Origin of the sequence: Caballeronia sordidicola (assembly GCF_000729995.1) — a bacterium.
GTDB lineage: Bacteria > Pseudomonadota > Gammaproteobacteria > Burkholderiales > Burkholderiaceae > Caballeronia > Caballeronia sordidicola_A.
Genome location: NZ_JNFG01000004.1, coordinates 220209 through 244308, shown reverse-complemented (window position 1 = coordinate 244308; position 24100 = coordinate 220209). Strand labels below are relative to the sequence as shown.

At 58.1% G+C, this 24100-nt stretch carries 20 protein-coding genes and 1 pseudogene; 5 read left to right on the top strand and 16 right to left on the bottom strand.

The genetic code is table 11. From position 1 onward, the window contains the following. Positions 1-594: 594 nt before the first annotated feature. Entirely contained in the window at positions 595-930 is a 336-nt protein-coding gene (locus FH08_RS0104415; RefSeq protein WP_063771162.1) for a helix-turn-helix domain-containing protein, read from the top strand. 560 nt (positions 931-1490) lie between these two features. On the opposite strand, the gene FH08_RS0104410 is transcribed toward FH08_RS0104415, so the two are convergent. The 7 genes from FH08_RS0104410 to FH08_RS0104370 all read right to left on the bottom strand — a co-directional run bounded on the left by FH08_RS0104410 (position 1491) and on the right by FH08_RS0104370 (position 9951). Beyond that, entirely contained in the window at positions 1491-2327 is an 837-nt protein-coding gene (locus FH08_RS0104410; RefSeq protein ID WP_051887737.1) for an HNH endonuclease, read from the bottom strand. Next, positions 2324-3835, bottom strand: coding sequence for an AAA family ATPase (locus FH08_RS0104405; protein WP_031357157.1), 1512 nt, complete (start codon positions 3833-3835; stop codon positions 2324-2326). Before FH08_RS0104405 ends, FH08_RS0104410 begins: the two co-directional genes overlap by 4 nt. A gap of 412 nt (positions 3836-4247) precedes the next feature. Beyond that, positions 4248-4715, bottom strand: coding sequence for a hypothetical protein (locus FH08_RS0104395; RefSeq protein WP_031357155.1), 468 nt, complete (start codon positions 4713-4715; stop codon positions 4248-4250). Between the two features lie 447 nt (positions 4716-5162). After that, positions 5163-5951 (bottom strand): Qat anti-phage system TatD family nuclease QatD, encoded by a 789-nt coding sequence (gene qatD, locus FH08_RS0104385; protein ID WP_051887736.1) that lies wholly within the window; start codon positions 5949-5951, stop codon positions 5163-5165. Continuing rightward, positions 5948-7216 (bottom strand): Qat anti-phage system QueC-like protein QatC, encoded by a 1269-nt coding sequence (gene qatC / locus FH08_RS0104380; RefSeq protein ID WP_031357153.1) that lies wholly within the window; start codon positions 7214-7216, stop codon positions 5948-5950. The genes qatD and qatC overlap by 4 nt, the downstream gene beginning before the upstream one ends. A 5-nt stretch (positions 7217-7221) precedes the next feature. Further along, positions 7222-8091 (bottom strand): Qat anti-phage system associated protein QatB, encoded by an 870-nt coding sequence (gene qatB / locus FH08_RS51630; protein WP_031357152.1) that lies wholly within the window; start codon positions 8089-8091, stop codon positions 7222-7224. Between the two features lie 6 nt (positions 8092-8097). Further along, positions 8098-9951 (bottom strand): KAP family P-loop NTPase fold protein, encoded by a 1854-nt coding sequence (locus FH08_RS0104370; protein WP_031357151.1) that lies wholly within the window; start codon positions 9949-9951, stop codon positions 8098-8100. A gap of 331 nt (positions 9952-10282) precedes the next feature. On the opposite strand from FH08_RS0104370, the pseudogene FH08_RS0104365 reads away from it, so the two are divergent. Continuing rightward, a pseudogene (locus tag FH08_RS0104365) lies at positions 10283-10885 on the top strand (ATP-binding protein); the annotation flags it as partial. Between the two features lie 387 nt (positions 10886-11272). Here FH08_RS0104365 and FH08_RS0104360 read toward each other — a convergent pair. Beyond that, the gene (locus tag FH08_RS0104360) at positions 11273-11836 is read right to left on the bottom strand and encodes a hypothetical protein (protein WP_235210281.1); all 564 of its coding nucleotides are present in this window, start codon (positions 11834-11836) and stop codon (positions 11273-11275) included. Positions 11837-12147: 311 nt separating this feature from the next. On the opposite strand from FH08_RS0104360, the gene FH08_RS0104355 reads away from it, so the two are divergent. After that, a complete protein-coding gene (locus tag FH08_RS0104355) occupies positions 12148-12684 on the top strand; it encodes a peroxiredoxin family protein (protein WP_031357148.1) in 537 nt (178 codons plus the stop codon). A gap of 101 nt (positions 12685-12785) precedes the next feature. Here FH08_RS0104355 and FH08_RS0104350 read toward each other — a convergent pair whose 3' ends face one another. The 3 genes from FH08_RS0104350 to FH08_RS0104340 all read right to left on the bottom strand — a co-directional run bounded on the left by FH08_RS0104350 (position 12786) and on the right by FH08_RS0104340 (position 17604). Next, on the bottom strand, positions 12786-14126 hold the full coding sequence (locus tag FH08_RS0104350) for a sigma-54-dependent transcriptional regulator (protein WP_031357147.1): 1341 nt from the start codon (positions 14124-14126) through the stop codon (positions 12786-12788). Positions 14127-14223: 97 nt separating this feature from the next. Continuing rightward, positions 14224-16245, bottom strand: a complete 2022-nt coding sequence (locus FH08_RS0104345; RefSeq protein WP_031357146.1) for a sensor histidine kinase — start codon at positions 16243-16245, stop codon at positions 14224-14226. A 75-nt stretch (positions 16246-16320) separates the two neighbouring features. Then, complete coding sequence (locus FH08_RS0104340) at positions 16321-17604, bottom strand: dicarboxylate/amino acid:cation symporter (RefSeq protein ID WP_031357145.1); 1284 nt, start codon at positions 17602-17604, stop codon at positions 16321-16323. A gap of 478 nt (positions 17605-18082) precedes the next feature. Between FH08_RS0104340 and FH08_RS48140 the strand changes: the two genes are divergently transcribed. Next, positions 18083-18337 (top strand): hypothetical protein, encoded by a 255-nt coding sequence (locus tag FH08_RS48140; protein WP_051887730.1) that lies wholly within the window; start codon positions 18083-18085, stop codon positions 18335-18337. A 413-nt stretch (positions 18338-18750) separates the two neighbouring features. Here FH08_RS48140 and lipA read toward each other — a convergent pair whose 3' ends face one another. The 3 genes from lipA to FH08_RS0104315 form a co-directional block, all read right to left on the bottom strand. After that, the gene (gene lipA, locus FH08_RS0104325; RefSeq protein ID WP_031357144.1) at positions 18751-19761 is read right to left on the bottom strand and encodes a lipoyl synthase; all 1011 of its coding nucleotides are present in this window, start codon (positions 19759-19761) and stop codon (positions 18751-18753) included. Between the two features lie 13 nt (positions 19762-19774). Then, positions 19775-20533, bottom strand: coding sequence for a lipoyl(octanoyl) transferase LipB (gene lipB, locus FH08_RS0104320; protein ID WP_031357143.1), 759 nt, complete (start codon positions 20531-20533; stop codon positions 19775-19777). 210 nt (positions 20534-20743) lie between these two features. Next, positions 20744-21070: a DUF2917 domain-containing protein gene (locus tag FH08_RS0104315; protein ID WP_031357142.1), complete on the bottom strand. Its 327-nt coding sequence runs from the start codon at positions 21068-21070 to the stop codon at positions 20744-20746. Positions 21071-21192: 122 nt separating this feature from the next. On the opposite strand from FH08_RS0104315, the gene FH08_RS0104310 reads away from it, so the two are divergent. Further along, entirely contained in the window at positions 21193-22173 is a 981-nt protein-coding gene (locus tag FH08_RS0104310) for a transcriptional regulator GcvA (RefSeq protein WP_051887727.1), read from the top strand. Here FH08_RS0104310 and FH08_RS0104305 read toward each other — a convergent pair. Both FH08_RS0104305 and FH08_RS0104300 read right to left on the bottom strand, forming a co-directional pair. After that, positions 22157-22429 carry a DUF493 family protein gene (locus tag FH08_RS0104305; protein ID WP_051887725.1) on the bottom strand — a complete coding sequence of 91 codons (273 nt, stop codon included), beginning with the start codon at positions 22427-22429 and terminating at the stop codon, positions 22157-22159. The two genes, FH08_RS0104310 and FH08_RS0104305, sit on opposite strands and share 17 nt — an antisense overlap. Positions 22430-22531: 102 nt before the next feature. Next, positions 22532-23743: a D-alanyl-D-alanine carboxypeptidase family protein gene (locus FH08_RS0104300; RefSeq protein WP_031357139.1), complete on the bottom strand. Its 1212-nt coding sequence runs from the start codon at positions 23741-23743 to the stop codon at positions 22532-22534. Positions 23744-24100 lie beyond the last annotated feature (357 nt).

Here is a 24100-nt window from a genome sequence, read left to right as displayed (position 1 = left end):
CCGGGTGAAAATCGGCGGCGCTCACACATATGCATTCGATGTCAGTCGCTCACCACCCCAATTTCTATCTGCCGCGCAGACTCCTAGGTCTCCGAGCAACCTAAGCGCTCCTTCTGTAACGGTCCTCGCTTCCACCTCGTGGAGTCCTGTTTCCACAACCAGCTCACGCTCAAGTTTCAAAAGGTTCGCGATGCGGAGGTCAGTTGGCCAAGCAGCCAACTGAAAAAGCGTTCGACGTATGAGCAACCGCAGCAGGTCTGCGCGCCACTCAACTTCTCCAGGGGTTTCTTGAGCGGAAAGTTCGACGAGCTTGCCGTCAAATTTCAGCGATGCCGGGACCCCAAGTCGCGCAAGCACAGCGCGGGTCGTGGCGGGTATGTAGTGGACGCGAACTGGTTCCAAATTTGGCTCCTTTCCGATGGCCGGTACCGGTCGCGCGTTCGATACGACAGCCCCTAGGTTGGCTACCTGTGGTGGCACGCGCCTTAAGACACCGGAATAAGAGCAGTCTAGACGCATAGTTATGCAGTGTAAAGACTGTCAGTTAATAAACTGTCAGTTTAAGAACTGTAGAGTTTGATGCTGCAATAGGTGATGCTCCTGCCGCATATGGCAGACAACACTACCGAACGTCAGAGAGCGCTCCGAGAACTGGTGGCGACAAATCTGAAATTATTTCGAGGTAAGCAGGGCCTTTCGCAGGAAGGTCTGGCGGACCGCGCTGGCTTGCACCGCACCCAGGTCAGCCAAATTGAGCGCGCGTTGACGAGCGTCATGCTGGACACGCTCGCGTCACTCGCTTTGGCGCTAGGCGTCAACGAAGCTCAATTGCTCACGGAGCAAAACGAGTCGCCGGTCCCCTTGAAGTCCGGGCCCAAGAAAAAGGCTGAGCTGATTTCCGCTAAAAAAACGGGGCGTAAGGCGGTCTAAAGTTTCAGCGAGGCTACTCACCGTTCGACGATATCTTGACGCCAACGGAGAAGCTCGCGGTCAGGTAACTCGGCGCGCGGGGTAACAGCTAAGGGCGATAGCGCACCCGCATGATTACTGCTCGACCCGAACAGACCAAGGGTGGCGACTAGCTCGCTGACGTCGAGATAGACTGCCAGTTTCAGGTTGGGAGCATTCATGCAACCTGTAACGCAACGAGTTTAGCCGCTGCAGAAAACGTAAAATATCAAGCTGGCTACGGGTCGCGCATATGAGCGCGCGAGCCGAGCTTTACCTGAGCGCAAGCCACGCTCATCGTTGCGCTATCGCTGACGCAAGGGGCTAGGTCGCTTCGTGTTTTGACGCAAAGCGTAAGTTTCAGCGTTTAGCGCTACGAGTTAGCGCCCTGAAAAACTTGCTCGCATCGCCAATATTCTTGGCAGCGAAGACGTTCAACTCACTCAGTGGCAGACGTGCGTAACAGGGCTCGAGGTGCCTTCGACGGCTGATTCAACTCGACGGCCCCCCGCTTTCGCTGGATTGTGAACAATGGGAGCATGTCATTCCTCTATCAATTCGAAGCCACCGTTGCAGAACTCGTCACTTTCCGCTAGGCATCGATAAAGAACCGCCATCCAGCTATTCAAATTTGCCTGAGACCTGGTTTCTGCAACTTGCAGCAATTCCTCACGCAGAGCTTCCGCTCCAGATTCAAAGTTGTTCCGAAAAGTTTGTTTGCTTTCTGCGAGTTCCGACGCGGCGTAGCTGACATAAAGCTCGTTAAGTTCAAGGAGGTCAAAGTGATTACGAGCGCGTTGCATGTCGACAGCGGACATCCCAGGTGCGGTGAGTACCTGATACGAAACCGTTAAGCTTGCGGCAAATTCAAGCGATGCCCCGAGAATGCAGTGTTCGCTCCAGTCGTCAAAGTACGGGTGGAAAGTCTCTTCAGCCCGGCCTTGAGCGACGTGAGCAAGTTTCGATTTGTTGCAGTCCGCACACGCAGGGACCAGATTTGCGGGAAACACAGCAAGTTCAGGAAATCTCGTTTGTGGCAAATAGTGGTCCAAGGTCTTCACAACACGAAGACCGCAGAGAGGACAACGCCGGAATTTTGCACTTGCCCTGATGCGGTCGTAAATCGGCCGCCCGTATCCACCAACCAGCACGCGGTCGTACACGCCTGACAGTTGGCCGCTGGTCACTCCAACAGGTGCCTCTCTATCGAAGGCTGAAAGGTCGCCCACTTCCGCAAGCCTTAAATACTCGCGAGCTCGGCGTTCCACGCGTGGGCCTTCAGCAATAAGTGCGGCACGCAACACCTGGTCTTGCGTGTGCTCAGCTAGCTCCTCGAATAGTTCTCTCGGGTCGTCCCCCGGGCACGCGATACCAATCATGCCTCGCGTCCCCGCAAAAGTGAACGAGCCACCGAACGCCCCTCGGCGCCCAGTTGGCCGTCAAAGGCTGCGAGCACTTGCTCAAAGTCTTCCGATTGCTCAACTACCTTCGAAATCAGGGCGTGATGCGAACTTTCCGTCATCAGCACTCGAAAGATTTCCCGAGTGAGCGTCCCCAAGTTCTCTGCGAACGTCTCAGTTTCTGGACGCTCAAGCTCCACCTCGTTGCCAGTTCTGAAGAAAAGGGTCACGCACGCAGCTGGAATCTCTTGGACGACGACCGGCGAATGAGTTGCCAACAGTGCCACGCCATTGCGGGCAGCGAGGAGGTCTGAAAGAGCTCGCACAAACGCCGCGACGAGAGGTGGATGGAGATGTGCTTCTGGCTCGTCTATCACCACCAACGTCCGTTCGCCGACCAGCTCGACGAGCCTGGTCATCGTAAGCAAGACGACTTTGTGACCCGAGCTCGCCCTATCAAAAAGCTCCCCAGCTTCCTGTGCGAACCGATTCTGTGAAGAGTCGGCCAGCTTCACTAAACCGAGCTCAGCAAAGAGCGGGTCCGTTTCCAAGACACGCATTGCGGCGCGCCAACGCGGAACACGCGCACTGCGCAAACACGCAAGCGTACTGTCTATGAATTCCTTCTTAAGCTCAGACGGCCTTTTTAAGCTGCTTGCGTCGCCATCCTTTCTTCGCTCCTTTTTCAGGCCCACGTATGTGTACCGTATGCCGGTACCCGTTCCCTTCTTTGAGACAGGTGGGTCGAATTCGTCGAAGGCGCTGAAAGCAACGGCGACAAGGTTGGCAAAGCTTGTACGTTCTGTCTCTCCGCTCGGCTTACGCAGTTTCAACACGCCACCTTCAGTCGTGTGCCCATCGCGCAGCGATTGCACAAGTGACTTAAGTAAGGTCGTTTTCCCGACACCGTTGCGACCGATAATGGCATGTATGTTCGAAGGCGGATTCGAACGTGGCCTAACATTGACTTCAAGTCGAGCACCACCATCCGCCGAAAGTAAGTAAGCAAACCGGAAGGCAGTTGGCACCGCGCGCTCAAGAAGAATATCGCCCATTTTTCCGATGTCTGCAGGCGAATGCCCGCGCATTAGCGACCGTTGGAACGCTGGCTCTTGCTCCACACGCGCTCGAATACCGGCGTCCCATATTGAATCACGCATTGCTTGCAGAATACTCGCGCGCTCCTCCTCCCCAAGACTTATGAGATTCTCGTAATATTCGGCGCTTTCACCCAACGAGGCATAGTCGTCGGGAAGTTCAGAGAATGAATCTTCGACGCTTACCCAGTCTTCTGTCATGCCTTGGCTCATTACTTTCACCGACCCAATGTCGTGCCTTTTCCCTTCCAAGTCGAAGTAGACAAGCCGGAAAGTGGTCTTGAACGAGTAGTCGTCCCAGTTATCACGCAATAGATAACACTCGTCCGCGCCGGCCAAGCTACGCGACTTGCGAGGGACATCTTTGTAGGGCACAACAGTAAAGAGCACGAGCATCTCCAGAGGGTGCTGTCAAGGACGAAAATTCTAACTGAACCCCTTGCGCAAAGCGCTTTCGACTGCCGAACACGTGAAGCCCCTTGCTCCCAAAGTCGGCGATACGTACGGTTTCAATCGCATGAACAACGTGAGCGTATCCAGAAAGGGAATGGCTCGTTTCATTAATTTGATAAGCGCCTTCCCGAACGATGGCTGTAGAGTCAATCGCGTCGAGAGCATCCGGACGATGGAAACTGTTAAGACTTGGATGCAGTCGCCGTTGAAGAGCATGCTCGCTTACGCGGCGGCGAGAGAGGGCCCTCGGCTCGTGGTACATATCTGACCGCGGGAACACACAACCACTCTCAACTGAAAGCGTGATTTTCGGGGTGCGGTGACCGCCCCCACCGTCGACGACAAGGGCCTATTGTTCATTGTCGCGAAGCGCCCTAGCGCAACACCCCGCAGGATGCTCCGAATCCTTCGCGGATACGACTCTTATCGAAGCGAACAACTCATTTCGCTCTAATAGAAAGAACGCATAACAGCCGGCTGCTAAATGCCAAGCTGGATTAAGCCGTAGCGAAGGAAGTCCGTGAGAGAACAATGAGACACCGGACAAACAGAAAGCAAGAAGTAGGAAGGCTACAAATCCGAAAATAGCGTCCTCAGGCAAAAAACGGTCGAGGAAAAATAACGCATTGTCGAATAGCGTAGGTCCGATTAGCGCCGCGACGACAGCGAAGACAAGGTGGCTGACGGTATCGACGACCGGGCTAGCCTCAGCGTGGCCACTAAAAGGCACATCCGCGAGGATGGCGATAACGAGCAACGGCAGCATCAATTTCGCCGAATTTTGCTTGAGCATCTTCAGTATGTCGAACGAGAACATCTTGCCTCCTTCAATGCGTGTGTTTTGAACTCGCATTCCGTCGCTCGGAATGCAGTGCCTATGTTCCAGATTTCGGCGGACTCGGCAACTACCGTTGTAGTGTCGCGCCAACGCCTTCGCTCGACGACGCGCAACTGATTGTCCGTTGCGCTAGAGCGTTATAGCTGCGCATTACGAAGGCGGCGGTCCGCATGAAGTCAGGAGCGCTCATGCAACCACGCTTCGACGACATCGTGACGCCAACGCAGCAACTGCCGCTCATACAGAACTGCGCGCGGTGGCAACAACCAGGGCCGACGTCTCACGCGCAGGATGACAGATTGAACAGAGACGCCAAGCAGTTCCGCTAGTTCCAGAGCATCGAGATAAGAGTTGGGCAAGTTCGATTTTGATGAAGGCATGCCACATGTAGCTCACCACCTTATACGTGCTTCGTTGGCAGAGAAGTCAGAACGGTAGGTCGCGCTGGGCTGATTCCTGAGCTCGCATAAAATCTAGGGGCTTCTCGCTATGCTTGAGAACTCTGCGGAGGTTGTCTTCGAAGGTTCGAGCAACGTCATCCGCGCTCCGACCAAACAGTTCGGATGCCGCATCAGATATCGAAATCGCTTCCCAAGGCATCCATGGAATGCCGTTTCGTGCAGCAAATGGCCCGTCCGTTTCGGGCAATACACGGTTCAGTGGCATTTCCGCAAATAGCCTTCGTCCCTTTTCGGCTTGGACCATGGCCGGTCCAACACTAAACCAGCAGCCAAGGTCCACGGCGCGCCTTAATTCTTTCGGTGTTCCCGAAAACCAATGTAAGACAGGAACGCCACAATCTCGATGGGATTCGATGAGGTCAAGGACTCGCGTAGCTGCGCCACGTGAATGCAGGCTGATGAATTTTCCGCCATGAACAGCGCATTCGGCCAAAACTTCGTCGAGTAACCGCTCCTGCAATTCCAATGTGCCAACAAACCGCCGGGAACCGTCCAGCCCGACCTCCCCGATGAACTGGGTGTTCCGCACGTTTTCGAGGAGCAGTTCGCGTTCCGACTGCTTTTTCTCAAAAATCTCGGGATGCAGGCCTAGCGCTACGCGGACGTTGTCGTAACCGGCGAATACTCGTGATGTCGCCTGCCACGCTCGAGGGCTTGTCGACACCACTAGGGTGAACAGATTCCTGCGCGAGACTTCGGGGAGAAGCCGCAACGCTTCCGGGTAAAGGTCGAGATGGCAGTGGAAATCAATCACAGGACGTTGTGCACACGTAGAAGCTCTCCGAGCTCATCCATGCCTCGTGCAAACACTGCAGAGTATGAATCCCGCTCTCCGGGCGGCGCAAACGACAATGCACCGCCAATCAGTCTATCAACTCCCTTCTCACTGTAGTTCACGTACGCAGTAGCGACGGAGCCGACGTCATTGGGACCTCGCTCGCGTCCGGCCGTTGCTAGGTCCGGAAATATGTATCGGGACGTCGGGTCCGTTATACCAGCCCGCAGGAAAGAAGCGCGCCGCACAAGACAGGGCACACACCGGCCGCAGTGCGTGTAATTGTAGTAGCCGAAGCGACCGCAGCTGGTTGAATGTCCCGCGAGTTCATGAAGCAGCAGGCCATTGGAGCAATTAACAAGCAGCTCCCCTTTGGTCACGAGTTGGTAAGGCCGCACGAGGCGCACACGCAATCCGACCTCATCGACGACTCGCTGTATCCCTTCGAGGAAAGTCGGATGTGTGGTTTTCGTGCTGTAGCTTCCGAAGCGGCCTGCATTCAGCGCGATGTTGAGGCTGATAAAGCCATTTTCCGGAATCACCAGGGCCGTTGTTCCACCGGTTTGCCAACCGGGCAGCGTCGTCGAGGCAAGGATTGCGAAGGCCAGAAACACAATTGAACGACCACGCGTCGAGCGTTCCGTCACATGCGGCACGGTTATTCGGTGATTCCACTGGAAGTGTCGTTCGCCGCCGCCCAGATGGCGCGCAAAAAGCCTCTGGGTATCGGAATCACCTTTGGCCATCTGCGATACGAACAAAGGCGTGCGTCCTGTTGCTGCTAGTTCGATTCCACCTACAAGGCTGTCAAGCCCGCCAGATAGAAGCGCTACACAATCGGCGTCGGTTTGTCGCGGAGCGGTAGTTGATGGGGGCGCCACCCCACCATCGCGGAAGTTCAGCGTCCAGAAATCGCCGGTGAGAAACCTGAAGGTTCTTTCAAGACTCGGTTTTTGCGCTATCCAGCGCTCCGGCTCATGAAGCGCAACTTCGAGCTCAATCATCCGAGTCCAACCATCAGCACTTCCTTGCCTGCTACAAGCAATGTCGGCAGCTGCGACAGCCAGAGATATCGTCACGAAATCCCAAACTGCACTGGGAGGGGCGAAGCCAGAACGAGCGAGTGAACTGACCCAACCCGACGATATCCTGCCGACGTTCTGGCGTCCGGTATTCGCATAAAGCGAAAAATAATCGGTGTCGTCAACGAGCTGCTCAGGAATCAACTCGGCAGGTAAGCACATGACCCTCACTGTAGTTCTCCCTCAAACACCAGAAAGGTATTAGTCAGCGCCTTTTGCATGATGCCTTCGAACTCGTTGGGATTTGGGCTTGGTTGGTCCAGCCGAAGCGACTCGAGCTGAGCCGAAATTTCCGCCTTCATGTACTCGCGAATGTCATCTGTCCTCCGAACGACTTCAATCGGCGAAAGTCTTGCGCTTTCGAAAAGTTGCCCGATATCAATCTGCAGCCGATTGCAGGCCTCGACGGCCAAGTACTCTTCGACCAACGACCATATGTTGTCGTCCGACATGTTCAGCGGATTGATATCCGGTTGCAGTTCGAGCAGCTCAGAAAACGCTTGTGACATCGAGTCACGTATCGAGTCTTCGTCAACAGTTCCGCCAGCGCCCACGACCTCGCGAACTATCGCGTCGATAACCTCGCGAACAGATGGGGCGGTGGCGGTAAGCGCCTGAATCCAGTCACGGACGGCACCGTCAGTTCCTGCTCGTGCGGCATGAAGAAAGGATACAAGCCCGCCCGCAGCGACAGTCGCTGCACGCATCCGCCCGGCAGCGCGCCGTGCTCCGCCCATTCCCGTTCTGGAGTAGTGTCCAACCGCGCGCCGAAAAGCGCGACCGTCTCCTGTTCGCGCAAATCCGCCGAGCTCTTTACGTGCAGGAGCGAAACGACGTGGCGGCGCAATCAGGGTGTCCGGCTGGTGCGGTTCGAAGTCATTTTGCGACTCGGAACCACTCGGCTCTTCGCCTCCTTCTGTCTCTCCATCACCAACGCCCGTCCCATCGCCACCGAGCTCGGTCTGGAGAGACTCAAGCCATGGCGGGTCGAACGGCACGCTGGAACCCGGGCCGGAACTTGAAGTTGATGTCCCCATTTCCTGTCACCGCTTTATTTTGATAGCGTTTTTCACCGGCGCAGGCGTGTGGGCGTCCGCTGCCCAGCGCTCCAGTAATTCCTTCGCCCACTCATCTGACGCAATCAATGGCACAAACGCCGGTGGACGGTCCTTCGGGGGTATCTCATCCAGAAGGGAACAAAAGGACCGGCCGAGCGTTGGAAAAGCCTTGGTGATGTGCAAACACCGCCTCAGAGCGACAACATCCCACTGTTCCGTTCGCGCCCTACGCTTCAACCGGGTCAGCACCGATTCCGCTTCGCTCTCGCCGAGCGCTTTCACCTGCTCGACCAATGCTTGCTGGATTGTTTTCGCTTCCAGCAGGCTCTCGAAAACCGAACGCGCTTCCCGTGAAAGCTCGTCGAGTGCCGCGAGCGCAACGCCCCTATCCCGACTCAAATGCAGGAGAGGCCGCAAGTTGGTCCCAGCAAGCGATGGACTCAGCGCAACCCAGTCGGCAACAAAGGGACTGTTCCAACTTGGGTCAGGCGCCTCGTAGGGCTCACCGTTCTTTAAGTCGTCTTCCAGCTTGTGCAGAAACTCCGGTTGACCGTCTTCCGATGAGGTAACCGACTTCGCAAGAAACTCGAATGCGGCCGACGACGCACAGCGTTCAAAGAGCTGCAGCTTCACCAGATGCTCAAACGAAATAGTCATCCCGTGTGCTTTGGCCACGGACTCCCGGATAAGCAAATTGTTCAGAAATCGCTTTATGAGTCTTGGATTGCCAGAAATTTGGTCGACCGTCGCCAATACCGCCGCAAGCTGGTCGGCGATATCTATCTCCTTCTCGAGTTTCGCCGCAGCGGCACCCATTGCGGATACGAGCTTTTGACGCGTGAGGCCTCCTAGCCAGCCCTCTTTAACAGCGGCCAATACGTTTGTTTTCGCAGTCTCCGCGACTGTAGGGTCCACTAGCTTCCTACGAACTGCCAAGTCGAGCATCAACAGCAAAACATATGCTTTAACCTCATTCACGCCCAGACGCGGTACACGAAGAGGAATCTGTATCAGCTTGTCAAAATAGCTCGTCACGAGCTCGTCATCGAAGTGAGCTTGCGCAAAATGCGCGCGCACCGCGCTGCGAATCATTTTCTCATCTGCCGCGATGATAAAAGCGGTCCTAGGGAGGAAGAGGAGCAGCCGTATTGCTTCGAGAGTTGAAATGGCAGTGTCTGGCATGCAGCGGTCCAAGTCGTCGACCAAAACCACCAAAGTCACCTGCAAAGATTCGAGCAATTCTGCGAATGCCTTGCGTAGACCCTCAATCTCCTTTTGCGGAGACTCGACTTCCTTTTCCTTGAGTAACTCTTTTACTTCGGGAGACAAGTCGTCATAAGCCTTTTTGACTTTCTCGATGTCTGACTCTTTTAGCGAGCCGGAAACCAAACCCGATAATCCGCCGAGGATTGCGCCAATCGGGCCGCCTACAGCGCCTCCTACAATTGCCGCTGAAGCAACGGGCGCTGCAATTTTCAATGCGCGAAACCATCGGACGCGTTTGGCAAAATCAGCGGCTTTTTCGAGAAAGGTCCTTTGGTTTTTCGCTTCTTGACTCAATACGTCCGAGACAGCCTGAAGCAAGGCAAGCTTCGCGTCGTCGAATCCCTGATAAAGCCACGCGTTAAATTCAACGAAGAGATAAGGTTTTCCAGAAGTATCCTTTTCCCCCAACGCCCCGCCAATCATCTTCACGAGCGACGATTTACCAGTTCCCCAACTTCCCGAAATCCCGATGGAGATTGGCTGGCCGTCGGCATCGCGAATTAAGCCCGCCGCCGTTTCTGCTATCAAACTGAAATTCAATAGGTCGGATGTTGCCTCGACGTCGTGCCACATGCTGCCCCCGGATGTTTGTTCGATTATTTCTTCTGACAATTGTAAGGCAATTGGGGGCGCCTGCAATTCAAGTTAGAAGAGCCGCCGGGGCACAAAGCTGTGGAAAAGTTGACTTCGTCAACTTCGTGGGGACAACGCCGTGGACAAGGTCGGAAAACTCCCAAACCCGGGGAGTTTCCCGAACCTTGCCCACCGGTTGCCCCCACTTTCCCACAGCGCCCCGAGGTTTGCCGGGCAAAGGCCCTGCGACCACGTGGAGACAAAGACGACACAGCGACTCGACGGCTCGGCCTGCGTTGAGCAACTTTTCGCCAAGAACGTGCGTCAAAGCGAAATACCCGAATTCGACCGAAAAGTGCTCGAAACGCTACGCGAACCGCTGGAGGCCGGCCGCATCACTATTTCGCGCGCGGCGCATCAGGCCGATTTTCCAGCGGCGTGTCAATTGGTCGCAGCCATGAATCCCTGCCCGTGCGGCTGGCGCGGCGATCCAAACGGCCGATGCCGGTGCACGCCCGACGTCGCCGCGCGTTATCTGCGCAAATTGTCCGGGCCGCTGCTTGATCGCATCGATATCCAGATCGAATTGCCCGCCTTGTCGCCGGCTGAGCTATCGGGGAGGAGTGCGTCGATTGGCGAAACCAGCGCGATCGTTGCGCGGCGGGTCGCCGACGCGCGCGACCGGCAACTCGAACGGCAAGGGAAGACGAATCGTGAGCTGGACGGACGCGAAGTGGACGCCGTCTGCCAGCTGGATGCCACCGGGGAAGCCCTGCTTCGCGAAGCCGGAGAACGATTCGGATGGTCAGCGCGGGCGTATTACCGCGTACTGAAAGTGGCGCGCACGATCGCCGATCTCGCGGCAGCCGATTCACCGACCGCGGCCCACCTCGCCGAAGCGATCCAGTATCGACGGGCATTTACGACCGCATAAACCACCACCGGAACCGCAGCCCTCACAAAAAGAAAATTCGCCTGTCAAGACTTGACTTATGCACATTGCAGCGTTCTTCGTTTCTCTAACATCTGATCAAACACTCATTTCCGCAATGATCAGCAGGCCTTTGATTTTATTAGCTATTTTCGGGTGCACTGAATCAAGGCAAAGTAAGGAAAGCCGCGTCGGGCGGGCACTTGGCGAGGGCCTGGTGAGGTTTTCCACAAAGTTATCCACAGCCTCTGTGGATAGTTCAAAAAACTGAGATAAATCCTAGTTTTAGCTGAAAATGCTTGTGCGATTTCTCATGCCCGAAACGTTTGCTTTGCGCTGTTCAATTTGAGAAATATTCGCGAACGAATAGATGCGCTTTAGAGCAAATACTTAAAAAAGTTTGAAGGAGGAAAAAAACTGATCGATTTGATCAGGGGGCGGCGCCTTGGTTGAGACGATTGCGACCTGGTAAGCGTGCGTCCCTTTGGCGATGAAACGCGCACGGATCTGATGCGTTTCGCTTTTCTGGCCGTTGGCGCTTGTGCCGTTAACGGTAATTTCCGCGCCGGACAAACGTCCGCCTGCCGCGACTTCAATATCAACAGAGTGCGCAGCGGGCGCAGCGTTAACATTGCGCGCCAAACCTTGCTGAAGAAAATCGAGCGCAGCGCGCTGAGTCGCGGGGTCGGCATCGGGCAAGTCGACCGTCCCGACAGCGAATACCGCGTCGCCCGCCTCCGCCATCTGCATCTTCATATGCATCGGCTTGCCGGCAACGTCGATATCCCGGGCGTCGGAGTGCGGCTTCGCCGGGAAGGTCACTTCGTACGCGTCGTCGTTGTTCTGGATCGTGCGCCAGTCGTAGGCCGGCGTGCAGGCCAGCAGCGCGGAGGCGGTGAATAAGAGCGTGGTTGTCGAAACAGCCGACTTGAACAGCGTGCGCGGGGAACGCACTGCGGTATGAAGAACAGCGCGTTTCAAGGCGCGGGGCAAAGATCGGATCATGAGAAAAGCTGAGGGAAAAGCATGATTATCCGCTGCCGGTGCTGAAACCGTTGCCGGTGACCAGGACGGCGGCTTTCGCACGGGACACTGCCCTGCCTTGCAAACGGCTCACAGCAAGGACGTACGCCGAACGCTTTTTCGAGATTGGGGCTAAAATGCGGTGCATCCAGTCAGGCTGGCGTTGTTGCGAGTTGGCCAACGACGAACCAAGTACGAATCAAGCCCGAACCAAGTACGAACCGAGCACGCTCGAGGTTTCCATGTCAGAGAATTCACAGGTTTCACCGGGGCGCAGCAAGAGCCCGCTGCGCTACATCGTGATGGCGGTCGTCGCCGGCGTGATCGCGTGCACCGGCTATTTTGCGTTCGGTGGCCAGCAACGTGTTCCCGATGCCACGTTCACGCTGTTGTCGGGTCAGAAGATTTCGACATCGACGGATCTCAAGGGCAAGGTCTACCTGATCAATTTTTGGGCGACTGACTGCGAAACCTGCATGAAAGAGATGCCGGCCATGGTCGACACGTACAACCGCTTCAAGGGCCGCGGCCTGGAATTCGTCGCGGTGGCGATGAAATACGACGCGCCGATGTACGTGACCAACTACGCGCAGACGCGCAACCTGCCGTTCAAAGTTGCGATGGACGACGGCAGCGCCGCAAAGCAGTTCGGCAATGTGCAACTGACGCCGACTACGTTTGTCGTGGATAAGGACGGCAAGATCTTGAAGCGTTACGTGGGTGAGCCGACGTTCGCGGAACTCGATGCGCTTCTCGACAAAGCGCTGAACGCAGCCTGAAGCCTGTTCGGCTCGGCGCGTGACACGGGCATAAGCAAAACGCCCGCCGATTCATCGGCGGGCATTTTGTTTTTTAAGGCCGGGGAAAACACGCAAGCGGCCTACCGCTCAACCTCACCCTTCGCTGCCAGCCCATAACGCTTGATCTTCTCGTAAAGCGTGGCCTTGCCGAGCTGCAGCCGATCGGCTGCAGCAGCCACCACACCGCCGCACTGCTCCAGCGCCTCCCCGATCACCGCGCGCTCGAACTGCTCCGTGCGTTCCTTCAGAGACTGCGTGGCGGCATCGAGCGGGACACCGGTTTCATCGATGATACCCAGCACCATCCGGTCCGCCGCGTTGCGCAGTTCACGCACATTGCCCGGCCAGTCGCGTTGCATCAGTTCTGCTCGCTGGCGATCGTTGAGCAACGGCGCGGGGCGCTCGTATCGCACGGCGGCATCGAGCAAAAAATGTTCGAACAGCGGCACCACGTCTTCGCGGCGCTCAGCGAGCGGCGGCAGCGTGATCGTCACCACGTTTAGCCGATACATCAGGTCGCGCCGGAACGTACCTGCCGCGACGTGCTCCGCCATATCGCCCTTCACGGCCGCAATGACACGGCAATTCGCCCGAATCGGCTGATTCGAGCCAAGCCGCTCCAGCACGCCGTCCTGCAGCACGCGAAGCAATTTCACCTGCAACGCGAGCGGCATGCTTTCGATCTCATCGAGGAACAACGTGCCGCCCGACGCATGCTCCAGCTTGCCGATGCGGCGTTTCTGCGCACCGGTAAACGCGCCAGCCTCGTAGCCGAACATCTCCGACTCGAACATCTGTTCGGGCAACGCGCCGCAATTCACCGCGATAAAAGGTTTGTCCCGACGCGGCGACAAGTCGTGCAGGCTGCGCGCGATCAACTCTTTGCCGGCGCCAGTGTCGCCGTTGATGAGCACGGAGGCATCGGTGGGCGCCACGTTGGCGATCAGCTTGCGCACCTGTTCAATTGCCGGGCTGCGTCCGATGATCCTCGGCGCCACACTGCTCTGGCCCGCGAGTTCACGTCGCAGCGCGCGATTCTCCAGCACGAGCGTGCGACGCTCCAGCGCGCGTCGAACCGCTTCGATCAATCGCTCCGACGCGAATGGTTTTTCGATGAAATCGTAGGCGCCGTCGCGCATGGCCTGGACGGCCATCGAAATGTCGCCGTGGCCTGTCACCAGGATGACCGGTACTTCGGGCGCCCGTTCGTGGCACTGAGCCAGAAGGTCGAGGCCGCTCGCACCGGGCAGGCGGATGTCGCTCACGATCACGCCCGGGAAACTGGCATCGATCAGGCGCGATGCTCCCTCCACGCTGCCAAACCCGCTTACCTCGAAGCCGGCGAGCTGGAGGCTTTGCACGCTTGCGCGGCGCACCAGTTCATCGTCTTCGATGAAGATCACTTGAAGGCCTGTGGTCATGGGTTTCTACTCCTGCGGGGTATTGCGTGTTTCAGCGGCGAATCGCCGTGTGCTTCCGCATTTTCTCAGCATAAGGAACGTATTGCCGCAACGCTCATCATGCTCGATGCAGCGTAGTCACGAACTCCGCCCCGTGCGAGCGATCCGCGTCCGCTTGTGTGCCGCCCTCGGGCCCATCCACTTCCATTTGCGGGACCAGGTTGCGTGCGACCAGCGTGCCGCCGTAATCCCGCGCAATAGCCGATGAAATCGCCAACCCCAGGCCCAATCCGTGACCCATTTCCTTCGTCGTGAAAAACGGCTCGAAAAGCCGCGGCAGGACGTCGGGTGGAATGCCCGGCCCGTTGTCGCGCACCACGATATCGACGGTCGTTTCGTGCCTCACCAACTGGATCTCGATACGCGGAACATCGCACGCGGCCACCGCGTCCAGCGCGTTGCCGATCAGATTGATCAGGATTTGCTCCAGTCGAAGATCTTCGCAGCGCACATACAGCGGCGGGCTGGAATCGGTGCGTTCGCTGGCATCGAAGGCGAGGGCGACGTTTTTCATGCGCGGCTGCAACATCGCCAGCACGTTGCGCAAGGCGCGGCCAACATCGGTGCGCGCGTTTTTCGGACGGGCCTTCGCCACGAACAACTTCAGCTGGTTCGTGATCTTTCCCATGCGCTCCGTCAACGCGGCAATCGCCTCGAGATTCTCATGCGCCGCCGCGTGATCGCCGCGCTCGATCAGCACGCGGGTGTTGTCGGAGAAACTGCGCAACGCAGCGAGCGGCTGGTTCAACTCATGCGTGATGCCCGCCGCCATCTGCCCCAGCGCGGCGAGCTTGCTCGCCTGGATCAGCTCGCCGTGCGCGGCGCGCAAGTCCTGTTCTGCCCGCGTGCGCTCGCTCACCTCCCTGGTCAGCGACGCGTTCGCCTCCAATAAATCCGCCGTCCGCTCCGCGACGCGTTCGTTCAGCTCGGCATACGCAGTCTGCAACAACGCGCGGCTGCGGATCATTTCGCGCACACGCACACGCCGCATGCGCCAGTAGAACGCGAGCAAACACAGCGACACGAATATCAGCCCCGTCACAATAGTCGCGTTCCACGCGGCATCGACCGCCGGATCGAGCGACACCATCGTGATCAAGTGCCAATCGGGCTCGCCGAGCGCGCGCTGCGTGGCGAGAAAACTCGGCGCGTTGCGGCCGCCTCCTACGCGCACAATCTGCGCGCCGCCTTCGAGCGTGCGCACGATGGTCATCGGCAACGCGGTGATCGGATGCTGTGCGTACTGCCGCGCCGAATAAACCGATGCTTCGATGTCCTTAGGCAGCGGCCGCAGCGTGTGATATTTCCAAGCTGGCACCGACGACAGGAAGATCACGCCGTGATCGTCGGTGACGAGCAGCGGCTCGGAGGCATCGGCGCCCTGCAGCCACTCCAGGTTCAGCTTGACCACCGCCACGCCGATAATGTCCCGCGTACCCTCTTTGAATACCGGCTGCGAGATGAAATAACCGGGCTCGCGCGAGATCGTGCCGAGCCCGAAAAAACGGCCGGTGCCGCCTTTGACGGCATCGACGAAATACGGCCGGAACAGGTATTCCGCGCCCACGAAACTATCCGGGCCGTTCCAGTTGCTGGCCGCCACGCAACGCCCGTTCGACTGGATGATGTAGGTCGCCGTGGCACGCGCGTGCGTGTTCAGGTCCGCGAGATAACTGTCCGCGCGTGCGGCAAAGCGGGGGTTTGGATCGGCGAGAACTTCCTGCACGAACGGATGGCGCGAGAGCAGGTAAGGCAGATATTCGTAACGGTCGAGCGTGCTTTTCAGCTCGGCCGTCGTGCGGTCGACGCGCGCCGCCGCGCTTTGACGCAATGTGTCGAGCCCACGTTGCCATGCGATGCTCCACGTCAGCGCGCACACGCCGGCGAGCGCCGCGAGAAGAAGCAGGAAAACGACCAAGCGCCGCGTCACGTAAACGGGTTCCAGACGATGGGGACCCCCGATTGTGGCACGCGCCGCTTCGAACGCGGTTTCTTCCGACGCCTGCGCCGATGCTCCCGTGACTTCCAACGTAAACGGACGCGGCGAAGCATCCGCCACCGAATGCTTCGCCGCTTTCATTGCTGTTGATTCCCTTTCGCGTGGATGCCGATGCCGGGTAAGCAGCGGGCCTGGATAGGCCGCTGCTTCGCCCGATCAGGACACGGTTTCGGCTTCGGTATCTACCGCGCCGTGCTTGAGCTGATCGCGCAGCTTGTTGCGGTCCAGTTCCTTTTCCCATGCCGACACAACGACCGTCGCCACGCCGTTACCCACGATGTTCGTCAACGCGCGGCACTCGCTCATGAAGCGGTCGATACCAAGAATCAGCACCATGCCCGACAGCGGAATGGTCGGCACGACAGCGAGCGTTGCAGCCAGCGTGATGAACCCCGCGCCGGTCACGCCGCTTGCGCCCTTCGAGGTCAGCATGGTCACCGCGAGGAGCGTCAGTTGCTGCGTCCACGTCAGGTCCGTATTCGTCGCCTGGGCGATGAACAGCACAGCCATCGTCATGTAGATGTTGGTGCCGTCGAGGTTGAACGAATAACCGGTCGGCACCACGAGGCCCACCACCGAGCGCGAGCAGCCGAGTTTTTCGAGCTTGAGCATCAGTTGCGGCAAGGCGGCTTCCGACGAGCTCGTACCCAGCACGATCAGCATTTCTTCCTTGATGTACGCGACGAAGCGGAAGATGTTGAAGCCGACCATCTTCGCAATCGCGCCGAGCACGACGACCACGAACACGATGGACGTCAGATAGAACGTGCCGATCAGCTTAAGCATGGGCACAAGCGAGCCGATGCCGTACTTGCCGATGGTGAACGCCATTGCGCCGAACGCGCCGATCGGGGCCAGCTTCGTGATGATGCGCACGATGCCGAACAGGATGTGCGACAAGCCTTCGATAAAACTCGTCACCACGCGGCCTTTCTCACCGGCCGTCGCCAGCACCGCGCCGAACAGCAGCGCGACGAGCAGGATCTGCAGGATTTCGCCCTGAGCGAATGCCGACGAGATCGTGTCCGGGATGATGTGCATCAGGAAATCGGTGGTCGTCTGGCCGTGCGCCTTCGCGGCGTACGAGGCGACCGCTTTGGCGTCCAGCGTAGCCGGATCGATGTTGAAGCCCACGCCCGGTTTCAGCAGGTGTGTTGCGGCCAGGCCGAGCACGAGCGCGAAGGAAGAGACGACTTCAAAGTACAGAAGCGCCTTGCCGCCCACGCGCCCGACCTTTTTCATGTCCTCCATGCCCGCGATCCCGGTCACGACCGTACAGAAGATGATTGGGCCGATCACCATCTTGATGAGCTTGATGAAGCCATCGCCGAGCGGTTTCATGTCGGTGGCGAGCGCAGGGTAGAAATGCCCGAGCGCAATGCCGATGGCAATAGCCATCAGCACCTGCACATACAGGACTTTATAAAAGGGTTTCTTCACGGTTGTCACAGTTGTTCCGGGCATGGTCGGCGAATGGCAAAGGGGTGAGACAAAAACGCGCCGGCGCTAGGCTGCGGCGATGCGCGTCTGGCGTCGGCAAAATCAGGTGAGGCTGGATGGGATGGGTTGCATTGAATCGTCTCCGTGTCTTTTTTATGGCCTGTCTGGCAAGACTTCATATTGCAAGGTCGATGCCAGTTTTTGACTCGCATTTAGCGTTGATTTTTAAGGGTTTTTTGTTGACACCAAGCAGCGGGAATCCGTGTTTCCGGAATTCGGGAAGTGGCCCGTCTGACCATCCGGACAGTATTCGGGTTATCCCTTAGACGCTTTATCTACGGGCTTTCCCGAGGTTTTGGGGCTGATCGGATGGGGTCCGGGAAGGTCGTGTTTTCTGGGCTATCGGACAGGTCTGAAAACACCATGGGCACAGCCAGATGTCGAAGAGGACTGCAATTTGCCAACGAGGCGGATCATCGTGGCCGACGAACGTCAACCGAATTTCATGACGGTCGAAACGACGAACGCATCCGGCGAGCCGTGCCTATATGCGGTGTTCTTTGAGGTGGAAAAAGACAAGACGCGGAAACACCGTCTACTGCTCCGCATACAATCGGCCTTTACGCTCGATCAGGGCCTGACGAAGCGGCAGAAGGTGGCCAAGAAGGTCACGTTAGGAGCATCCAGCGAGCGGCCGTGGAAGGACGAAGAATTCGACCCTAGCCCAGAATGACCAACGGCTGCCTTTCGGCAGCCGTCGCATGCGGGATTCTCTATCCACCTCGCGGTGGAATTCCCACTCCAGGTGGGACCTGGTCACCCAGGCGGCGCTACGTTTTTCGCACCCGCTCATACGTAGTTTTCGGACTCAAGTTTAAGGATACTGATAACGACGGTCAACTTGAAGGCCAGCTTCGTCCTTAGGCGCCGGTGATGCGTCCCCAAGAACTTCATCGGCTGGTTGCCCGAATAGCTTTGAGGGCAAGCCTACCATCGCCGGTATCTTTTTTTGTCGACCTCTGCGAGAAGCTCAAAGGCACGGTTTCGGCCGATGGCCCGACTCATACACAACGCAGTCTCAAAACGCAAAAACCCACGTTTCCGTGGGTTTTTGCATACCAACCAAACCAACCAAAACCAGACAACTCACATCGCGCCGACCAGACCCGCGTCGTGAGCCTGCTGATCCGCGTGATAGCTCGACCGCACCATCGCGCCCACAGCCGCGTGCGTGAAGCCCATCTTGTACGCTTCTTCCTCGTACATCTTGAACGTATCCGGATGAACGTAAGAACGCACCGGCAGGTGATGCTCGGAAGGCTGCAGATACTGGCCGATCGTCAGCATGTCGACGTTATGCTCACGCAGATCGCGCATGACCTGAAGGATTTCTTCTTCCGTTTCGCCCAGGCCGACCATCAGGCCGGACTTGGTCGCCACTTCCGGATGCAGGGCCTTGAAGTCCTTCAGCAGCTTCAGCGAATGCGCATAGTCCGAACCCGGACGCGCTTCCTTGTACAAACGCGGCACCGTTTCGAGATTGTGATTCATCACGTCAGGCGGCGCGGCGGTCAAAATCCCGATCGCGCGGTCCAGGCGGCCACGAAAATCCGGTGTCAAGATTTCGATGCGCGTCAGCGGCGAATGCTCGCGCACCTGACGGATACATTCAACAAAATGCGCGGCACCGCCGTCGCGCAGATCATCGCGGTCCACGCTCGTGATCACCACGTACTTCAACTTCAGCGCGCCAATCGTGCGTGCGAGGTTCAGCGGTTCGTCGGCATCGAGCGGATCGGGGCGGCCATGGCCCACATCGCAGAACGGGCAACGACGCGTGCATTTGTCGCCCATGATCATGAAGGTCGCGGTGCCCTTGCCGAAACATTCGCCAATATTCGGGCAGCTCGCTTCTTCGCAGACCGTATGAAGATTGTGTTCGCGCAGGATCTGCTTGATCTCGGTGAAACGCGAACTGCCCGTTGCGGCCTTCACGCGAATCCACTCCGGCTTCTTCAGCTTTTCGATCGGGATGATCTTGATCGGGATGCGCGCTGTCTTCGCTTGCGCTTTTTGTTTGGCGGTGGCGTCGTAGGGCGCAGCAGCGGGGGACGATGCAGCGGTGCTGCCAGCCAGATTTCCGGTTACGTCAGTCATTCGGTCGGTCCATTCAGACGGCCACGCCGTTCTGCGGTTGGGCGGCGGTCACGCGATGGCCGCCAATATGGTGAGTAAGGTTTTCAGCCAGCGTTTGAGCCACGTCGTTCCATTCCGCTGTCACGCCGAGTGTTGCCATATCGACGGTTTCGAGGCCGGCGTAGCCACACGGGTTGATCGCGAGGAACGGTTGCAGGTCCATTTTCACGTTGAGGCTCACACCGTGATAACTGCAGCCATTGCGGATTTTCAGCCCTAGCGCCGCGATCTTTGCGCCCGCGTGCGATTGTTGTGCCGGCTGCGACGGCGTTGGCGCGACGTAGATGCCCGGCGCACGCTCCTTGCGCTCCGTCGCAAGATTATACGATGCAAGTGTTTCGATCACGCCTGCCTCGATTCGATGCACAAGTTCGCGCACCATCAGCTTGCGGCGGCGCAAGTCGAGCAATAGGTACGCGACGACTTGCCCGGGGCCGTGATAGGTGATCTGGCCGCCGCGATCGACTTTGACGAGCGGGATATTGCTGTTGGGATTGAGCAGATGCGCAGGGTCGCCGGCCAGGCCCAAGGTGAAAACGGGCGGATGCTCGACAAGCCAGATTTCGTCAGGGGTCTCGGCAGTGCGCGTTTCCGTGAAGGCCCGCATGGCGTCGAAGCTTTGTGTGTAGGGCTCGAGGCCGCGCCAGCGGAATATGACCGAGGCGGCCAACGCGCTAGTTGCAGCGCGCTCTGTTGCCGCTGAGGGGGAAGTTATTACCGGCTGGGCAGACATGATGTTGCTAGTTTACCGAACTTCGCTTGCTCGCGCCGAAGGACGATTGTCGAAGTGCTTCTTGCATCGCTCCGAGTTGCTGACGCGCCCCCAATGCGACTCCCACCCGCGCCAGCGAACCCCTCAGTTCGCCGGCGCGAGCAAAAACAAACCCCAAACCACACCCGGGTACGAATGAAAACTCCGCGGGATGCGAACGGGAAACCCCTCTCAAACCGTCCGCCACCCCGACCGGAACCGCCCTGCAAGTTTCTCGAACCGGCGCGCCAGCCATCCAATCGCGCGCTGATCGGGTCGCGGCGCCAACGTGAACACCACTTGCGCGGTCCGCCCTTTTTCCGTGCTCAGCCACAACCGTTCACGCTCACGGAGCTTCAGGGAATCGCCTGGCACAAGCCAGTAATCTTCCGTATCGTTACTACGCGTAGCCCACACTGGCGCACCCTGAACGATCAGCCTGACACTGCGGCCAATCTTCATCGGAACGGTTTCTCCATCACCAATCTCAAACGTGATGCTTGTGGATATTTCTCGCATGACAGCCTCCGCCAAAAATCGTGTTGATGGCTATAAGATAGGCTCAGCATGGGTTTAAGCAAAACGAGCAATTTTCTTCGGTTTGTGAGATAAATTCACATACGCAACTCGAGTGAACGCCCGTGGACCTCCGACATCTTCCCGCCCTCAACGCGCTGCGCGCCTTCGAAGCCGCTGCGCGTCACGAAAGCTTTTCGCGCGCCGCCGACGAATTGTTCGTCACCCACGGCGCCGTTAGCCACCAGATCCGCGCGCTCGAAGCCGATCTCGGCGTCACCCTCTTCGCCCGCGACGGCAAACGCGTACGCCTGTCGGACATCGGCCGCCAATACGCGACCGAGGTTCGCGCCACGCTCTCCGCCCTCGCCGATGCCACGCGCCGCCTGCGCTCGGGGGAGCGGGACCGGCGGCTGGTGGTGTCGATGCTGTCGTCGTTTTCAGCACGCTGGGTGACACCGCGGATTGGCGGGTTTATTGAGCAGCATCCGGAAATCAACCTGGAATTGCTCTCGACCAACACACTGACCGATTTCACCCGCGACGACGTGGACGTCGCCATCCGTTTCAGCAGCCTGGGCAAATATGCCGGACTGCACGCGGAAGAATTGCTCGATGAAGTGTTTTTCCCGGCGTGTTCGCCGAGCTTCAACGGCGGTAAGCTGCCGCGCAAGCCCTCCGATATCGCCGACGTGCCGCTGCTGCGCTCGCATGACGAGCTATGGAAGCCTTGGTTCGATGCGGCCGGACTCCTGGACCTTCCTGAGCCGAAGCGCGGGGTTTTATACGAGGATTCGTCGAATTTGCTGCAGGCGGCCATTCAAGGCCAGGGAATCGCGCTCGTGCGCCGGTCGCTTGCCATGCAAGAGATCGTGGCGGGCCGGCTCGTGCGGCTGTTCAATGTAGATGGGCCAAGCCCGTGGAATTACTACTTTGTTTGCCCGCACGCGTTGCTCGGAACGCAACGCGTGCAGGTCTTTCGCACCTGGCTCTTCGATGAAATCGCACGCTTCAAGCAGCTCTACGAGTGCACGCCGGCTGCCTGCGATGCACCCATGCTGCCGCTGCCGGCCGCGCCCGAACTCAGGCTCAGAGCACCACTTTGACCATAGGGTGACCCGTCAGCGCACGATAGATATCGTCGAGATGTGCGCGGCTCTGCGCCCGCACGGTAATGGTCAGGCCGGTGTATTTACCGCCCGACGACGGGCGCACTTCAATGCGCTCAATGTCGAACTCGTCGTCAAATTCGCGGATGACGGTGACGACGGCATCGCGGAATTCCGGATGCGTCGCGCCCATCACCTTGATCGGAAAATCGCAGGGGAAATCGAACAGGGCGTCGATATCGGGTGAGCTCATGGTGTTCTCCATCACAGGACGCCCGGGCCGTCCGGGCGTCTTACAGCAGGCATAGATGGAGCCGGATCACCTGAATCCAACCACCGCCCTTTGCCTTGCCGCTTACTTCTTCTTTTGCCACATCATCAGCAGCGAGTCCCACGTCCGGCCGACAAAGCCGGCTTGCGGCACGTCCTGGAGCGCCACCAGCGGAAACTGCGCCACTTCCTTGCCGTCCGCCATCATCTTCACGGTGCCGATCTGCTGACCCTTCTTGATCGGCGCGATGATGGTGTCGTTGTGCGTGACAGTTGGCTTGACCTTGTCGCCCATGCCCTTCGGCACGGTGATGTACTGATCCGTCTCCACACCGGCCTTCACCAGGTTCTCCGTGCCCTTGTAGACGCGCGGTGAATCGATCACCTGACCCGCCTTGTAAAGGCGCAACGCGTCATAGGCCGTATAGCCGTAGTTCAGCATCTTCAGGCTGTCCTGCACCCGATTGTGCTCTTTCGGCTCACCCATCATCACAGCGACCAGACGACGGCTGGCGTCGGGTACGCCGTCCAGCGGACGCTTTGCCGTGGCGATCAGGCAATATCCCGCAGCTTTGGTATGGCCGGTCTTCAAGCCATCGACGGAGGAATCGATCCACAGCAAGCGATTGCGGTTCGGCTGCTTGATCTTGTTATAGGTGAAGTCCTTCACCGAGAAGATGCTGTAGTACTCGGGGAAATCGCGAATCAGGCGCGTGGACAACACGGCCAAATCACCCGCCGTGGTGTAGTGCTGCGGGTCGGGCATGCCGTTCACATCGGCGAAATGGGTATTCTTCATACCAATCTGTTTCGCCGCCGCGTTCATCAGCGCGACGAAGTTCGACTCGCTGCCGCCCACCAGTTCAGCCAACGCGATCGCCGCGTCATTACCCGACTGGATGATCATGCCGTACACGAGATCGTGCACGGTCACCGGCTTGTTCGCCTCGATAAACATGCGCGACTCATCCGTGCCCACGCGGCGCACGGCCTCGCTCGGCATGACCGTCTGGTCCATGTTGATCTTCTTCGACTTGAGCGCGTCGAAGACGAGATAAGCGGTCATGAGCTTGGTCAGCGACGCCGGCTCCGAGCGCTCGTCCGGATTGCCGGAAGCAAGCACCTGGTTGCTGGTTGCATCGACGAGAACCCAGGAGTTCGCCGTGACATCAGGCGGCGGCACTTGCGCAAACGCAGTCGCCGTGACAAGCGTCGCAGGCAAGACGATAGCGGCAGTGACAGCGCGGTGAATGGAGGAAGGAGCGACGAAAGACAAGCTTGAAGGGGAAAAGCGCATAGGTTCGGATCGGCAGAAAAAACATCGGCGAGTCAGGCATTCCCTTCAAGGAAACACGCAACGCGCGGGTTGTACAGGCGGAGGGTCAGTCCAGTAGAGCGCTTGGGTGAACAAAATCGTCGGACGCCGCGCGAAAGACGGATTATTGGACCGGTCAGGACCGCTCGGGTTGCATGGGTTTTCGTTTGACGGCTTTTTAATCGGGTTCGAACTACCGCTGAATGGCAGACAGTTTTAAACGACGATGTAAAGCGCGCAACACAGTAAAACCCAATACAAACCGGACGCGGCCCGGTTGAATCCTTAATCCGCCGGCGCGGCATAAAACGCTCGCTGGACTGACCTCCGCGCGCTTCG

What these genes read in the sequence shown, in the direction of transcription:
- FH08_RS0104415 (WP_063771162.1), top strand. Translation starts at nt 595, where the DNA reads ATGCTCCTGCCGCATATGGCAGACAACACTACCGAACGTCAGAGAGCG.
- FH08_RS0104410 (WP_051887737.1), bottom strand. Translation starts at nt 2,327, where the DNA reads ATGATTGGTATCGCGTGCCCGGGGGACGACCCGAGAGAACTATTCGAG.
- FH08_RS0104395 (WP_031357155.1), bottom strand. Translation starts at nt 4,715, where the DNA reads ATGTTCTCGTTCGACATACTGAAGATGCTCAAGCAAAATTCGGCGAAA.
- qatC (WP_031357153.1), bottom strand. Translation starts at nt 7,216, where the DNA reads ATGTGCTTACCTGCCGAGTTGATTCCTGAGCAGCTCGTTGACGACACC.
- qatB (WP_031357152.1), bottom strand. Translation starts at nt 8,091, where the DNA reads ATGGGGACATCAACTTCAAGTTCCGGCCCGGGTTCCAGCGTGCCGTTC.
- FH08_RS0104370 (WP_031357151.1), bottom strand. Translation starts at nt 9,951, where the DNA reads ATGTGGCACGACGTCGAGGCAACATCCGACCTATTGAATTTCAGTTTG.
- FH08_RS0104355 (WP_031357148.1), top strand. Translation starts at nt 12,148, where the DNA reads ATGTCAGAGAATTCACAGGTTTCACCGGGGCGCAGCAAGAGCCCGCTG.
- FH08_RS0104350 (WP_031357147.1), bottom strand. Translation starts at nt 14,126, where the DNA reads ATGACCACAGGCCTTCAAGTGATCTTCATCGAAGACGATGAACTGGTG.
- FH08_RS0104345 (WP_031357146.1), bottom strand. Translation starts at nt 16,245, where the DNA reads ATGAAAGCGGCGAAGCATTCGGTGGCGGATGCTTCGCCGCGTCCGTTT.
- lipA (WP_031357144.1), bottom strand. Translation starts at nt 19,761, where the DNA reads ATGACTGACGTAACCGGAAATCTGGCTGGCAGCACCGCTGCATCGTCC.
- lipB (WP_031357143.1), bottom strand. Translation starts at nt 20,533, where the DNA reads ATGTCTGCCCAGCCGGTAATAACTTCCCCCTCAGCGGCAACAGAGCGC.
- FH08_RS0104315 (WP_031357142.1), bottom strand. Translation starts at nt 21,070, where the DNA reads ATGCGAGAAATATCCACAAGCATCACGTTTGAGATTGGTGATGGAGAA.
- FH08_RS0104305 (WP_051887725.1), bottom strand. Translation starts at nt 22,429, where the DNA reads ATGAGCTCACCCGATATCGACGCCCTGTTCGATTTCCCCTGCGATTTT.
- FH08_RS0104300 (WP_031357139.1), bottom strand. Translation starts at nt 23,743, where the DNA reads ATGCGCTTTTCCCCTTCAAGCTTGTCTTTCGTCGCTCCTTCCTCCATT.